The organism is Verruconatronum alginivorum, assembly GCF_056590205.1.
Genome location: NZ_JBWPVQ010000001.1, coordinates 5,011,334 through 5,025,783, shown reverse-complemented (window position 1 = coordinate 5,025,783; position 14,450 = coordinate 5,011,334). Strand labels below are relative to the sequence as shown.

9 protein-coding genes are annotated in these 14,450 nt (G+C 60.4%); all 9 read right to left on the bottom strand.

What is annotated here, in order from left to right:
- Nucleotides 1-84 precede the first annotated feature (84 nt).
- The gene (locus ACWUI2_RS18360; RefSeq protein WP_486984301.1) at nucleotides 85-1,134 is read right to left on the bottom strand and encodes a metallophosphoesterase; all 1,050 of its coding nucleotides are present in this window, start codon (nucleotides 1,132-1,134) and stop codon (nucleotides 85-87) included.
- Between the two features lie 149 nt (nucleotides 1,135-1,283).
- The gene (locus ACWUI2_RS18355) at nucleotides 1,284-3,404 is read right to left on the bottom strand and encodes an autotransporter outer membrane beta-barrel domain-containing protein (RefSeq protein ID WP_486984300.1); all 2,121 of its coding nucleotides are present in this window, start codon (nucleotides 3,402-3,404) and stop codon (nucleotides 1,284-1,286) included.
- 154 nt (nucleotides 3,405-3,558) lie between these two features.
- On the bottom strand, nucleotides 3,559-4,248 hold the full coding sequence (locus ACWUI2_RS18350; protein WP_486984299.1) for a sulfatase/phosphatase domain-containing protein: 690 nt from the start codon (nucleotides 4,246-4,248) through the stop codon (nucleotides 3,559-3,561).
- A 16-nt stretch (nucleotides 4,249-4,264) separates the two neighbouring features.
- Entirely contained in the window at nucleotides 4,265-4,450 is a 186-nt protein-coding gene (locus ACWUI2_RS18345) for a sulfatase-like hydrolase/transferase (protein ID WP_486985079.1), read from the bottom strand.
- Nucleotides 4,451-4,477: 27 nt separating this feature from the next.
- On the bottom strand, nucleotides 4,478-6,442 hold the full coding sequence (locus tag ACWUI2_RS18340) for a sulfatase family protein (protein WP_486984298.1): 1,965 nt from the start codon (nucleotides 6,440-6,442) through the stop codon (nucleotides 4,478-4,480).
- A 70-nt stretch (nucleotides 6,443-6,512) separates the two neighbouring features.
- Entirely contained in the window at nucleotides 6,513-8,078 is a 1,566-nt protein-coding gene (locus ACWUI2_RS18335; protein ID WP_486984297.1) for a sulfatase, read from the bottom strand.
- A gap of 26 nt (nucleotides 8,079-8,104) precedes the next feature.
- Nucleotides 8,105-9,655 (bottom strand): sulfatase, encoded by a 1,551-nt coding sequence (locus tag ACWUI2_RS18330; RefSeq protein ID WP_486984296.1) that lies wholly within the window; start codon nucleotides 9,653-9,655, stop codon nucleotides 8,105-8,107.
- A gap of 10 nt (nucleotides 9,656-9,665) precedes the next feature.
- On the bottom strand, nucleotides 9,666-11,738 hold the full coding sequence (locus ACWUI2_RS18325) for a sulfatase (protein WP_486984295.1): 2,073 nt from the start codon (nucleotides 11,736-11,738) through the stop codon (nucleotides 9,666-9,668).
- A gap of 7 nt (nucleotides 11,739-11,745) precedes the next feature.
- A complete protein-coding gene (locus ACWUI2_RS18320) occupies nucleotides 11,746-14,397 on the bottom strand; it encodes a glycosyl hydrolase family 65 domain-containing protein (protein ID WP_486984294.1) in 2,652 nt (883 codons plus the stop codon).
- Nucleotides 14,398-14,450 lie beyond the last annotated feature (53 nt).

The window sequence follows — 14,450 nt, the reverse complement described above, 5'->3', positions numbered from 1 at the left end:
GCGACGATTCCGAAGATTCCCAGGAAAGGAAGAAGAAAATACTTCATGAAGGCTTGTTCGGAAAACGATATGAGGACGAATTTCCTAAATTACATGTTCCAGGCGGAAGCCAAACTGATGGAGGTCGCCGACGGCATAGTAATCTCTAAACGGTGAATAGTCGGTCATCTGAACCAAGCGGCCGTCGGGGTCGAATTGGACGATGCGCAAAGAGCCGTCGTCGAAAACCGTTTGATGCGCGCTCGACGTTCCGTCGCGCGGCAGATACGGGATGGGCCATTGGAAATTGACCAGGAACTGATGGACGTCATTCCCGGCATCTCCACGACTTTTCAGGTAGGCGACGCCGTGGTGAAGCACATGACCATTGAATGTCATCCGGACGTTCGGATATTTTTTGAGCAGCTTTTGCCAGATGGCCTCCCCGTCATTGACGCCATCGGGATCATCGGCGATGGGGTAGCTGTGGACCGACCATGCCTGGGACTGCCCTTTTTTTTGCCAGTCGTAGCGTGTGCCGTCCGAATAAAGAAACGAGTGACTGGAAAAGATAACATTATGGTCCGGGTGGGCGGCGAGGATTTCGTCGGCCCATGCGACCGCACCGTTTCGCGGTGCCCATTCGAGGCAGAGAATCAGCCACTTTTGATGGTTTACCTCAAAAACATGGAAGGTGTTTTCCATCGTTCCGTCACGCATGGTCCCTCCAAATCCAGGCCGGCCGATGTAATCTTCGTGACGAAAATATTCGTTGAAATAACTGGCTCGATCCGATGAATTGCTGACCGATCCATAGTCGTGGTTGCCCGTGTTGAGGGCGTAAGGAACCTTACCGTCCAGGACCGCCATCGACCTCCGGGCGTTTTCCCAAACCCACCGGCTGGTCTGACCCTGGACAATGTCGCCGAGATGAATGACGTACTGGATATTGAGGCGCTCTTTATTCGCGACAATCCATTCGGTCTGGCGGGTGAACACGTGCGGTTCATGCCGGCTGTAAAATTGGGTGTCGGGGAGAAGGACGATTGACCAGGATCGCCTCGACGATGCGGCGAAAGCCGGAACTCCGGCTCCCAGCATGAGGGAAGCACAGGAAACAGTGCGAATAAACTGACGTCGATTGATCGGCTGCATATCCAAGTTTTCCTTGCTGTTTGTTCGAGACTACGGGCTAAATCGTGTATTCGCCAGTGACGGATGCCGGCAACGCACCCGTTCCGACACGCGAGATCAGCCGGGGAAACGGCTGGCAATCTTGCGGTCTACCGGAGCCTATTTTCGATTCACAGAGCGGTTACGACGAGACTCAGGAAATGCCGTGCCTCCTCCTCGCTGGCAATCGAAGTGCGCAAGAGAATTCGCTCGCGGTTGTCGCCGACATCCGGATCGAGAACCACCGTGGTAAACGGGGGGTAGTTCCAGAGCACAAGGTCGGGCGAGGCCTCCACTTGAAACTCCACCGCGGCAGTCTTCGAACGGACAAATTCCAGGGCGAGATAATGGCTCTCCGTCCCGTTTTCCGTCACCGGCACTAGGACGATCCGCGGCGCCGCGTCAGGCGCCGGAACCATCGGCAGAAGACCGAGGGCATACTTCAGGAGGTTGGTCATTCCGTCCCCGGCCGGTTGATCGCCCGGTCCACGCTGATCGGGAGGCGGCTGGTCCTCTGGAGGCAAACCATCCATCCACGCCTGGAAGGATTCCTCCGGCTCGTCACTAACCAGAGCAATCTGGCTGGCGCCATTGAAATTGTAATCGATCTGATAGCCCGCGGGCAGATTCAGAATATTCGCGAACTCCGCCCCGTTCAGCGATCCGGCAGCATAATCGGCGATAATGTAGCTGCTCATGGTCGCCCCTGAATCGGACTCGGCGATGTCCAAGGTGAGCGAAGCGATGTCGAGAGTCCCCTCGACGGTCACCAGGTCGGAGGCCGATCCGTCAAGATTATAAACCAGGGTGCCGGACCCGCCGAGATGCGTGCCCGCTCCGATGGAGATGGTGGAGTTGCTAAGGGATCCGTTGACGTTCACAAAAACCTCGCCCGCCGCCGGAGCGTTGAGGGTGGTCGTCCCGCTATAAACATTCTGGCCGCCGAGGTTGAAGGTCGAGGTCGATCCCTCCAAACCTCCGCCGTTTATCAACACGTTAGCGGTATTTTCGCCGTCGCGAATGGCGCCGTTAAGATTAAAGGTCAGGTTCTGGGCGGCGTTAGGATTCGTGGTCGCCAACAGCGTAAGGGTAGAGCCGTCCGCGAGATTGATATCCCCGTTGGCGTTGGCGAAACTTTGAATCGCCGCCGGCACCGCCACCAAACCGACGTTGGGGCTTGGATTGGTGAAAACAAAATCGTTGTCCAAGGTCACCGACCCGCCGTCACTTTCGACAAAGTAGCGAACCAGACCGGCCAATACCGTGACCACATTAGCGGCGTCGCCAAGTCCATTAACCGCTGACCTCACCTGGGTCGTCCCGGAAATTGTCACATCCCCTTCAAACGTATTGTCGCCCCTCACCACCGTGGTACCGACGCTGTTGGCGCCAAGATGGAGATCGCCTTGACCGGAGATCTGCCCGCGCAGCCAGGTGACCTGGGCGTTCCGCGTCTCCAAGTTGCTGCCGGCCACCAAGTTGATGTCGCCATCCACAAACAACGTTCCCGCCTGCACGATATCGAGAATGGCGTCCGGGCTGTTCACCACGAAGGCGTTGTTGAAGGTAGTGGCGGTGCCCGCCCTGAGCGAAGTGATCCGCAGGGTTGCCGGGTCCGTGGATCCAACATCGCCGAAAACAATCGCCCCAAAGCCGAAAGGAGTCGGCCGGGCACCCGCATTCGCCGTCTGAATGTTCCACAAAGCATTATCGATCAGAGTACCCCCGGTCCACTGGCTGTTATTGGCCGCGCCGGTCCTCGACTCGAACTCGCCGTTTCGCAACTGGACCTGGCCGGTGCTGTCGGCCCGAAGGGTGTTCTCCCATCTCATCCGCACAGCGGAATTATTAGTGACAACGAGGTTGTTTGAGCCGACGTGGGTTCCGCCTCCTGTGAAGATCGTCCCGGCCACGCCCGAGTCGATAGTGATTGTCTCGACGGTGAGGGTCACCGTCGCATCCCCAGTGTTGACGGTAAAGTTCTCGAAGATGTTATCGTTAAACGTCATGCTCCGGATGGTGTAGGAATCCGCAAACAAAGCATTCGGCCGGGTTGTCCCGGGGGCGTAGAAGACCAAATCGGTTTCCGGTCCGATCACCGGCGGTGCTACACCGCCCTCCCAGTTCTCATCGACTGCCCAGGAATTACTGACGCTTCCATTGAAGATAAATGTCGAGGAAAACAACGAGGCGGAGAAAAGCGGAAGGCTGGCTAGCAGCGCGGCGATACAGAGCAGATGTCGATTTTTCATGGAATAAACGAGTTTAGGTGGGAAGAAGATTCCGAAAACGAACCGATTCTCGGTGAATGTCACAAGAACGCAAGCAAAAACCTTTTAGTCAGTGGGAAAAACCGTGATTCTACGAAGCCCGTTACGCTGACGAATCTAGGCAAACGCCTACGGATCAATGGCTAAACTCGGCGGTCTCCTCCTGTCCGTCGCCATTCCGGAGCGTGATGCGTCGGATATCCAGGCGATCGGTCCATGCGACCGGCAGTGCCAACCGAACGTGAATGATGGATTCCTCTCCCCCGATTTCAGTCGCGACCGTCGTCCACTCCCCGCCCCCAGGAACGGTCAGAACCCGTCCTGCATCGCTGTGCCAGACATCCCCTGTTGTTCCGGCTCCCCGCCAGGATGGAGCGATTTCCACCGCCTGAACGGACCGGACCTCCATTTCGACGGTGACCGGCGGCCGCAGGCGAAGACCGGGGCGCGCCAAAAAGCCACCACCGCGTGCATCCGCCGCCGACACGACGCGCAGGCCCTCCTCCAGCCGGAAAGCCTGACCGAAGCGCACCACCCAGTGATGAAGGTCGGCTTTGGTCGCGGGGGGGAGATCGGGCGGCGCCGAGGGAGCAGCCGGCCGGCGCAACGTCGCCCCCGAGAGGTTCCCGGGCTGGAGAACGTTGTACGGGAAGTAACAGAAAATAGTGTCGCGCACGGATTCCTTCTCGCCGGTCAAAACCGGCACGATGCTCACGCCGTCGCCGGGATAATCCTCCGGCAGCGGAACGCCGGCCATTTCCAGGAAGGTGGCGAAAAAGTCGGTCGTCTGGACCATCGCCGATGATACGGTTCCCGCTGGCGTCACCCCGGCCACTCGATGATCAGCGGGACCCGGGTCCCCCCTCGTAAATGTTTCCCTTCCCGGCTCTGAGCGGCACGTTGCTGGTCGGGAGCACGCCGTCGGAGTCCCCAAAGGCGCTACCGCCGTTGTCCGAGGTGAAAACGATGGCGGTGTTTTCCCGCAACCCCTCCTCCTCCAATGCGTCGAGGATGTAGCCGACGGCGATGTCGCGGCGCGGATTACAGACTGCCCATCACGGAGAAGCGGATGCGAGGCCGAAATGGAATTCGCGCAACGCGCCACTCCCCTCCCGCAAGCGAATGGTTCGCACCTCCACCGGGATCTCGCCCGTCCCCTCGAGCAGAACCCGCAAGATTTTAACGCGTTCGGGCGATTCCACGGTGGCGCGAGTATTCGTCCAATCCCGTCCGTCCCGGATCGTCAACTCAGCGCGTGGATGGCCGACAAAGTCTAGCGCGCCGCGTCCGCTCTCCGGGAGCCACGTCATTCGTAGCGTGGTCGGCCGGGGCGCCCGTGCTTCGATTTCAACGGTCACAGGTGCGATTAAGCCCTCCGGAAAAGCGCGTCCGAAAAAGGTCGGCGCCTCCGGCCTGTTGGATAAAACCCGAATGGATTCCGCATGCGATTCCACCTCCCCTTGGCGGACGAACCAACCTTGCATTCGCTCCGCGTCAGCATGGGGCACGCCCGTCGGCGCCACGATCTGCCGACTGCTGAGGGAAGCCGCGCGCCACTCGGCGACCGGCGCGTCCGGGCGCGTTTGCGGCCGGGCGTCATCCCAGGGAAGACGGGCGCCCGTGCGCCCTCCCTCCAGGGGCGGGCCGGGCGTTGTATCATCCACGTGCATGTCGAAAAAACGACGGTCGTGAATGATCGCACCTTCCGGCAAACCCGATGTGGCCCACGTATCGGCTTTGCGGAGTAGTTGCTCCTCCAAACTCCGGGCCACTTCCGGAAACTCATCGATACGATTGTGCTCCGCCCGCTCTTTCCCCAATTCGCCTGTTGCAAAGAGATAGCGGCGGTCGCCTCCGAGACGGACGAACTTCCAGTCATCGGTCAGAATCGCCGCTTGCGTCCGCCACCGCCAATACAAAGCTTCGTGGACCGAGCCCGCGCGTTCACCCGACAACCAGGGAATTAAATTTTTTCCCTCGATGCGGTCGTCCAAAGACGCGTCAGCCAGAGCGACCGCCGTCGCCGCCGCGTCGAGCGACCAGACCATCTCGTCGAACACCTGGCCGCCCGGAATCTTCCCCGGCCAGGCGGCGATGAAAGGAACCCGCTGACCGGCGTCGGTGAGCATTCCTTTCTCGCCGATCAGCGGTGTGTTAAGCGAACCGACATAAGCTCCCTCCGCCAATGGAGCTCCGTTATCGCTGATGAAGAAGATCAGTGTGTTTTCGGTCAACTCCATGTCCTCGAGCTTATCACGGATCATTCCGAGACCGTCATCCATCGCCAATATGGAAGCCAACGCCTCCCGGCGTGTTCTCTCTTCGACATGGGGCAGGCGCTCCGTGTATTGCGGCGGGCCTTCGATCGGTGAATGCGGCGCAAACCAGCAAAGGTAAAGAAAAAAAGGTCGGTCGTCGGCCCTACGCCGCTCCAGGAACGTCAGGGCCGCGCGGGTCTGAATATCGATACGGTAATGCGGGTCGACGATCATCTGGAAATCATCTGGCAGGCAATGGCCTTCCAAGTCAAAATTCGCGTGGTACTGCTGCATGGACCCGGCGAACATCTCCTCGAAGCCATGCCGGTCCGGCAGGTTTTCACGCGAGAAGTAAGGCTGCCTGTTCCGGTCAAAGCCGATTTCGAGATGCCACTTGCCGATCATTCCCGTGACGTAGCCGGCGTCTCGCAAACGTTGGGCGACGGTGTATTCGTCATGGGGCAAGGGGCCGCCCGAATTGTCGTCCACGCCAAAGGCATTTTGATGCCGGCCCGTCACAATGCCGGCCCGCGACGGAATGCACTGCGGCGCGGTGACGTAACCGCGGGTAAACAACACGCCTTCGGCAGCAAGCCGGTCGAGATTGGGCGTGCGCACATCGGCTTCATGCCCGTAGGCACCGACATCGGCATAACCTTGGTCGTCCGTATAAATGAGAATGATGTTCGGCCTGGTCTCGACGGCCGCTAACTGGCTGGCGGCCAAAACGGCGAGCGCTGGAAGGATCGTTCGAATTCTCATGGAGAGTATGTGTAATAACTGGATAGATGCCGGGAAGGGGCGACTGATTCCCCAGGAACGGAATTCATCCCTAGTCGGCCGGCCGATAAGCAGGGTTCCGCCGGGGGATGACGGCTTCGGTTTCGGCAAGCATTTGATCGAGCGCTCGCTTCATGATAGCCGCGCGTTCGACGGTCGTCTCGAAAAGATTGTTGGTTTCGCCGATATCCTCGGCCAGATTGTAGAGTTCGAAGCGATCCTCGCCATCGGGACCGTCGGCGAAGAAACGGATGATCTTCCAATCGCCCTTTCGCAAGCTCGCGGCAGGCGCCGGAGAACCTGGAGCCGGCATCCTCTCATAAGCCCGTGTCTCCTGAAGATGAGGAAAGTGCACAAAGACGTGATCGCGCGCCTTTCCCGTCCCCGTCAAAACCGGGCGCAGGCTCACGCCATCGAACTCGGGGAAACGCTCGTCTTCCCAGCCGAGCAAATCGACAAAGGTGGGGTAAAGATCGTTGCTGTGCGAGAACTCGTCGGTGACCGTTCCCGGCGTCGTCACCCCGGGCCAGATGATGATCTGCGGCACTCGGATACCGCCTTCATAGACCGACATTTTAGCTCCCCGCAACGGCAGAACGCTGGTCGGTGGAATGTTCGCGAAGCGGACGTCCATGACGGGCCCCGGGTGCGGAGCGACGAAAGGTCCGTCATCCGATAGAAAAACGATGATGGTATTCTCAAGCACGCCGGCTTCTTCCAGGGCGGCCAGGAGCGCGCCGACCGCATCATCAAGCGACTCCACCATCCCGGCGTAAACGGGATTGCGCTGAAGCGCATCGGGGTCGGCCTTGGCGGCGTAGCGGTCGATTTGTTCCTGGCTCGCCTCCCATGGCGCATGCACTTGAAACGCCCAGTAATTCAGAAAAAACGGCCGGTCCTTGTTTTCGAGAATAAACTTGGCGGCGGCCTCCGCCACCAAGTCCTCCAGGTGATCTCCGGGCTCACCGTGTCCGGGCCAGACATGGAAGGGATGATACCAGCCGTTCAACAGTGGTCCGGGAACATTGGTGTGCGGTATATCAACCTCGAATCCGTGCTGCAGCGGACTGTAGGGCGAGCGGCCCAGATGCCATTTACCATAGTGGCCGGTCGCGTACCCCGCTGCTTGAAAAGCCATGCCCATGGTGAACAGATCGGGGTGCAACACGGTAACGGGATGCGCCAGGAGCCACCGTTGGCTCGGTGGCGCCGCTTCCTGCAAACCCTTCTCCAACCGCACGATCTGGTGACCGATATCGGGATAAGTCATGCCGGTGCGGGCGGGATCCAAACCAGTCAAAACGCTCGCTCGGGCTGGAGAGCAGAGCGGAGCCGTGTAAGCCTGGGTGAATCGCAGACCCATTTCCGCCAGCCGATCGATGTTCGGCGTCTGGTGAAAGGTGCTGCCATACACTCCCGTATCCATCCAACCGAGATCGTCGACGAGGATAAGCACCACATTCGGCTTTCGCGAAGGGTCGGACCTGACTTCGCCAGCGAGAGTGGCCACCGGAACCGCCGCAAGCAAACCGCCGATCAAAAGGCTACGCCCCAGGCTGCCCGCCTTCGTTATCCCCCGGTCTTGGGCGGGGAAGGAGTGTCTCAAGTTTTTTTTCATAAATGTGTCGTGATTTTTCGCGTCAATTATCGCCCCTCGCTCCCGGTCACGCCGCCGTAGGCCGGATTGCGACGCGGGATGATGGCTTCGGTGTCGGCGAGTTTTCGATCGAGAGCCCGGTTCATTGCGGCCCCGCGTTCGACGGCGGTCTCAGCAAGGTCGTTGGCCTCGCCGATGTCGTCAGCGAGATTGTAGAGTTCGAAGCGATCTTCACCATCGGGACCGCCGGCGAAGAACCGAATAATTTTCCAGTCTCCCTTGCGAAGGCTCGCGGCAGGGGTCCCCACGTGGGGAAAATGCGTCAATACATAGTTCCGCGCCGAATCCGAACCGGACAGCACCGGACGCAGGCTCACGCCGTCGAAATCGGGGAAACGTGCATCCTCCCAGCCCAATAAATCGATAAAGGTAGGGTAAAGATCGTTGCTGTGGGACAGCCCGTCGGTAACCGCTCCGGGCGTTGTCACCCCGGGCCAGATGATGATCTGCGGAACCCGGATGCCGCCTTCGTAAACCGTGCCCTTGCCGTCGCGCAAGGGCACGGCGCTGGTGGGCGGAATGTGGGTAAACCGGGCATCCATGACCGGCGGCGGATGCGCATAAATAAAAGGGCCGTTGTCGGACAAAAACACGATGACAGTGTCCTCCATCAGTTCGGCCTCTTCCAGCGCGGCCACGAGCGTGCCGACGGCATCGTCGAGGGATTCAACCATTCCGGCGTAAACTGGATTGCTCTGGGCCGCGTCCGGATCGGCTCTAGCCGCGTGGCGCTCGATCTGTTCTTCGGAAGCCTCCCAGGGGGAGTGCGCCTGGAACGCCCAGTAATTCAGGAAAAACGGCCGGTCCTTGTTTTCCTTGATAAATTCGGCCGCGGCCTCCGCCAGCAAATCCTCCAGGTGATCGCCCGGTTCACCGTGTCCGGGCCACACATGGAACGGATAAAACCAACCGTTCATTAACGGTCCAGCAATATTGGTATGGGGAATATCGACCTCGAATCCGTGCTGCAGCGGACTGAAGGGAGGCTTCCCCAGATGCCATTTGCCAAAATGACCGGTCGTGTAGCCGGCCGCTTGGAAAGCCATGCCGAGAGTGAAATAATCGTCGGCGCTCAAGACCGTGACCGGTTCTGCGTTCAAGAACGGCTCGTTCGGCGGAGCCTCCGGAAGCAGTCTTTTCTCAAGATGAACGATCTGGTGCCCGATGTCCGGATAAGTCATGCCCGTGCGGGCCGGTTCCAGGCCGGTCATGATACTCGAGCGCGTGGGTGAGCACATGGGAGCAACATAAGCCTGGGTGAATCGAAGCCCCTTCTCCGCAAGCGCGTCGATATTCGGAGTCTGATGGAACTCGCTTCCATAAACCCCCAGATCCGTCCACCCGATGTCATCGGCCAGGATAAACACGACATTCGGCTGAACCGGGTTCGCGGGTTCGGATGCCAGGGCGATTGCGGGGCTTGCCGCGAGCAATCCCCCGGCCAGAAGAGAGCGACCGAATCGGGCCAGCACATATTCCGGCAGCATCACCAAGAAACGGTTGGCGGCAGCACGGGACAACTGAAACCTCTTTACCATAAAAAAAATACTATTTGCCCGAAATCGGGGAATTTCTTTCCCGGATCCGAATGTCGTCGATCAGTGTTGTCACGGTGCCGGGGTCCGCGTCGGCGGCTTCGGCAACGGCGTGAATGAAATTCAGGCGCATCGTGGGCGAAATCGCGATGAAGGGACGCATGACCATTTCCCACTCCCCTTGGGCCTTGACGGGCTCGCGCCTGACGAGTGGAAAAGACCGCCGCTCGGGCACGTTGAGGGCGACCGTCAGCGCCCCAGTGCCGCGGTCGGCCAGGAGGCCCGTCTGCTGCCAGGAGAGTTCGTAGGTCCGCCCGGGAATGAGGTCGACGATGTCGGTTCCGAATATATGCCGGACCGCCGCCTCGTGATTAACCAACGCCCGGTCGCCCTGGAGGAAAGCTACTTGGGAGCCATCGGCGGCCGAGACCCCTTCGGCTATTCCGGCGTTTTCGCGCGAGATCCCGGTGAAAAACCCGAAGGTCCAGCCGGTCTCCCGCGTGGCGGCCGCGAATCCCGGCACGGTCCGGTCGAGTGAAGGCTCGCCTCCATCGATGACCGGCTCTTCGAAGCTGGCGTTCCCGATCCGCGGTCCCGAGGCGGGCGGTTCGCCGTGGAGGGCCTCCACCTCCCATGGGCGACGGGCATTCGGATTGTAAGCCGGATTCTTCCCCGGGATCAGCGAATCGCTCTTTTCCAGGTATTCGGTGAGCAGTTCGTTCAGCTCCGCCGCGAGTTCCGGCATGGTCTCCGCGAGGTTTCGTGTCTCGCCAAGATCCTCCGCGAGATCGTAAAGCTCCAAGCGGTCGGTACCGTCAGGACTGTCCACGAAAAAGCGGATGAGCTTGAAGTCGCCTCTCCGGATCGACGCCCCCGAGAGATTACCGGTCGCATCGACATTGTGCGGGAAATAACAGAAAATGGTGTCGCGCACGAATTCCTTCTCCCCGCTCAACACCGGCACGATGCTCACGCCGTCGCCGGGATAATCCTCCGGCAGCGGAAGGCCGGCCATTTCCAGGAAGCTGGCGAAAAAGTCGGTCGTTTGGACCATCGCTGAAGAGACGGTCCCCGCCACGGTCACCCCCGGCCACTCGATAATCAGCGGGACCCGGGTGCCTCCCTCGTAAATGGTTCCCTTCCCGGCTTTGAGCGGCACGTTGCTGGTCGGGAGCACGCCGTCGGAGTCGCCGAAGGCGCTCCCGCCGTTGTCCGAGGTAAAAATGATGACCGTGTTTTCCCGCACCCCCTCCTCTTCCAGTGCGTCGAGGATGTAGCCTACGGCGATGTCGAGGCTCTCCAGCATCGCGGCCATGGTCGCGCTTTGCTGGGGATCGGTTCGGTCCACCCGCTCGGCATGTTTCATCACCAAATCCGGACGGGCGTCGTAGGGAGAATGAGGCGTGAAGGCCCAGTAATTGACGAAAAACGGATTCTCCCGGTTGGCCCGGATAAAGGCGGCAATCTCCCTCCCCATACGCTCTTCGAGATGCTCGCCGGGCTCTCCGGGAAACTGCGGTTGCCCCGGCATGTTCCACGGATAAACGTAGCCCGCACCGGGCCCTGGAACGTTCCAACGGGGAATATCGACGTCGAAGCCGTGGTCCTCGGCCATATAGGGCGAGAAGCCGACATGCCACTTGCCGAAGTGACCGGTCGTGTATCCGGCGTCGCGCAGGAGCGTGGCATACGTGGTGAAACTCGTGTCGAGCCGCGAGGCGGAGGTCGCGTTCTGCGCCCGCGCCCATGCCTGCGCCCGGGGCGCGATCCGATAGGTGAAGGTCTCGTCTCCTCTATGCCCACCCGGAGCCGTAAAACCCGTGCGTTGCGGGTAAAGCCCCGTGAGCGCTCCCGCACGGGTCGGCGAACAAAGCGGATTCGCGGCGTAGGCGTCGGTGAAGAGCATCCCCTGCTCGGCAAGGCGGTCGATATTGGGCGTCTGGTAAAAGGCGCTGCCGGTGGCGCCGAGATCGCGCCAGCCGAGATCGTCGGTCATGATGAAGACGATATTCGGACGGGTCTCGGCGACCGCCAACTGGCTGGAGACCGCAAGGGCGAGGGCGGGAATAAGCGTCTGGATCTTCATAGATTCGCTAGCGTCTAAGGATGAGTCGGGTCAACGGTCCGGGTTCGATTGAAAACGTTTCCGAGGCGGAGAAGGTGACGGGGGGATCGGCCGGCCCGCGGAGGAAGGTCACCTCCCAGGCGCCGGCCGGCAAGCCGACCCGAAGAAGGCGGTCCACCTCGCCCGATTCGACATCAAAGGTGATGGAGTCTTGAGAAAATTCCACATGCAACAGAAGGTCGCGGTAAGCGATGTGGGTGATGCCGAAAGCTCCCACTTCGTCCGGCAGGCGGGGATTGACGTCGAATCCGTCCGGCCTGACCGAAAATCCCAGGAAGCCGTCCAGCACAATGGCCGGCACCAGCACGCTCTCATAAAACTCCTCGTCGATCCCGAGTCCACCTGGCGTTCCTCCTCCTTGCAGGGTTCCGCGTCCCGGCTCCGCGTAATAGGCGCGCGCCCCCCCAGCCGCCTCGATATCTTCATACCACTCGAACATTTCGATGATCCGGCTCCACGCGCTGTCCGGGCCGATATGATGGATTCGTGCCATCAGATCGTGATAAGCAAAACCAAGCACCGCTCCCCCATCCTGCACCTGGTCACCGAATTCCAGATTCTCCGGCGCGAACCAGACGTATTGGTAGTAGTCGAGATTTCGCCGGGTCGACGCCCGCGGGCCGAAACGCCAGCGGTAGATATCTTCCCCGACCGACGTATCAATCTCCACAATACGATTGCCGTCCAACCAGGCAAGAATCTCCCTCGCCTGCTCATCGCTGGCCAGTCCGTAGAAGATCGCCTCGTTGTTCACGAATGTGTATCCAAAATCCCGGAATTCGCGCTGATCGTCGATCGGCGCGAAGCGACCGGTCTCCGAATTCCAGAATGTGACCTGGAATTGCTCGCGAACCTTCGTGGCCAGTTCCCGAAGATCCGATGGGCCGTGACCCGGCGCGGCGGCATCGACGCGCAGATCCGGCGCCTGGGCCAGATAGGCCTCGACATCCGCCATCTGCACCAGCGCCGCGTAGAGGTAAGTCGACGCGATCACATCGTCTCCTCCGAACGGCATCAGGTCCCAGTAGTTCCCGCCGATACCGACCCCCGGATGAATGATTTTCTCTCCCTCGGGCGTGATTTCGAGCCCGCTGCGCCCATCGTGACCGACCCAGGGACGGCGGATAACGCCAGTCTCGCGCACCGCGAATTCATCGATCATGTAGCGGAGGGCCAGGCGCATCTTCGGCAGATTGTAAAGCAGCCAGGCGGTATCCCCGGTCCAGTTAAAATAGTCGGTCGCCGCGATCAGATAATTCGGATTGTTGATCGGGTGGCGCGAATCAACCGCGGAAAATATCCGCAGGAGATTTACCCGGCCCGCAGTCGGATTGCCGAAAGCGAGCCGAAGCCGGGTGATGCGACCGGTCGCCCCGGTCAGTTGGTGCACCGGAATGTCGAAATCCTGGATCGTCCCCCGGCTCGAAGAGGACTTGGCGGGAAAACTCATCCGGCGGGCCGACGAGAACTCAGGTTCGATTTCCGTGGCCCATTCGATGAAGGGTTCGATCCCCTCGGGAAGCCCGGCGGCATCCCACTTCACACGAATAAAAGGGGTGACGAACGCGTCCACATCGAAGACCGGCGAAACGATGGCGGCGTCCGGCTCCAGGTCGACCAGCCATCCGGTGGCGAGATCGTGACTAACTGTCCTGACGCCCTCCAGTTCCCAGCCGTCGATCGTATCTACGGGATGAATACCGAAATTCGCCCCCCACGGCAGCCCGGAGGTCGTGAAATAGAAACTGAACCCTCCGCTCTGCTCGGGAAACGGAAAAGGCCAGCCCTCGGAATGGCCGAGGCCGTCCCGGTGGTGGCCCGAAACATAACCCTCCGGACTGATACGCATCGTGGCGATGCGATGGGCCACGCGGGCGCGGTTGCGCGAATCGGCCACCGGCACACTGTCCCCCACCCACAGCATGGCGCGCGGCAGCCAGGCCAGCGCGTAGGTGCCGGTCGCTTCGATTTTGCAGGCCGCGTGAAAGCGGCGAAGCATTTCCTGGAAGACCCGCATGTCGGCGCCATCGGCCGAAAACTCAGGAAAAACGGAATTCCCTCCCGGTGGCAGGCAGAGCCCCCAGGGGGAATCGCCGTTTTGCGCGATCACCACCGAAGGGAGAACCTCCCCCTGCCGGTCCTTCGCGATTATCGCCGTATCCCAACCGTCGTCGGTGACAATCCGCACCGCGGGATGACCCGCCAACGTGACGGTCAACTCGACAAGCAATCCCGCCGGGCTCGGCAGGCCGTTGGAAGCTTCGATGAGCAAGGTGTTTTTGCCCGGTTCGACCAGCCGGGTGACATCCAGACGCCTCATCGGATTCCAACTGTGGGTCTTACCGGCTGGCGCGCCGTTAAGGAAGATCCGCGCCTCGTTATCGACCGAAATCAAGAGTTCCGCGGTCGTCACCTCCGCATCTGCGGGAATTTCGAAGGTTCGTGTGAAAGCGACCGTGTCGGCCGGCGCATGAATCGCGGCCAGCGGATAGGCCGACGACCAGATCCAGGCCGCGGATCCGCCGGTCTGCAATGGGTCGGACGCCGAAGTCTGGGAGACCGGCCAAAAGGCGAAGGCGCCGAGGAAGACGGAAAAACGAAAAGTGATCCTCGTGCTCATCAGGAGGCGAAGTGGTTGGGTCCCCTGGCTACGACTGCCGTCCCCGCTCTGCG

What these genes read in the sequence shown, in the direction of transcription:
- ACWUI2_RS18360 (WP_486984301.1), bottom strand. Translation starts at nt 1,134, where the DNA reads ATGCAGCCGATCAATCGACGTCAGTTTATTCGCACTGTTTCCTGTGCT.
- ACWUI2_RS18355 (WP_486984300.1), bottom strand. Translation starts at nt 3,404, where the DNA reads ATGAAAAATCGACATCTGCTCTGTATCGCCGCGCTGCTAGCCAGCCTT.
- ACWUI2_RS18340 (WP_486984298.1), bottom strand. Translation starts at nt 6,442, where the DNA reads ATGAGAATTCGAACGATCCTTCCAGCGCTCGCCGTTTTGGCCGCCAGC.
- ACWUI2_RS18335 (WP_486984297.1), bottom strand. Translation starts at nt 8,078, where the DNA reads ATGAAAAAAAACTTGAGACACTCCTTCCCCGCCCAAGACCGGGGGATA.
- ACWUI2_RS18330 (WP_486984296.1), bottom strand. Translation starts at nt 9,655, where the DNA reads ATGGTAAAGAGGTTTCAGTTGTCCCGTGCTGCCGCCAACCGTTTCTTG.
- ACWUI2_RS18325 (WP_486984295.1), bottom strand. Translation starts at nt 11,738, where the DNA reads ATGAAGATCCAGACGCTTATTCCCGCCCTCGCCCTTGCGGTCTCCAGC.
- ACWUI2_RS18320 (WP_486984294.1), bottom strand. Translation starts at nt 14,397, where the DNA reads ATGAGCACGAGGATCACTTTTCGTTTTTCCGTCTTCCTCGGCGCCTTC.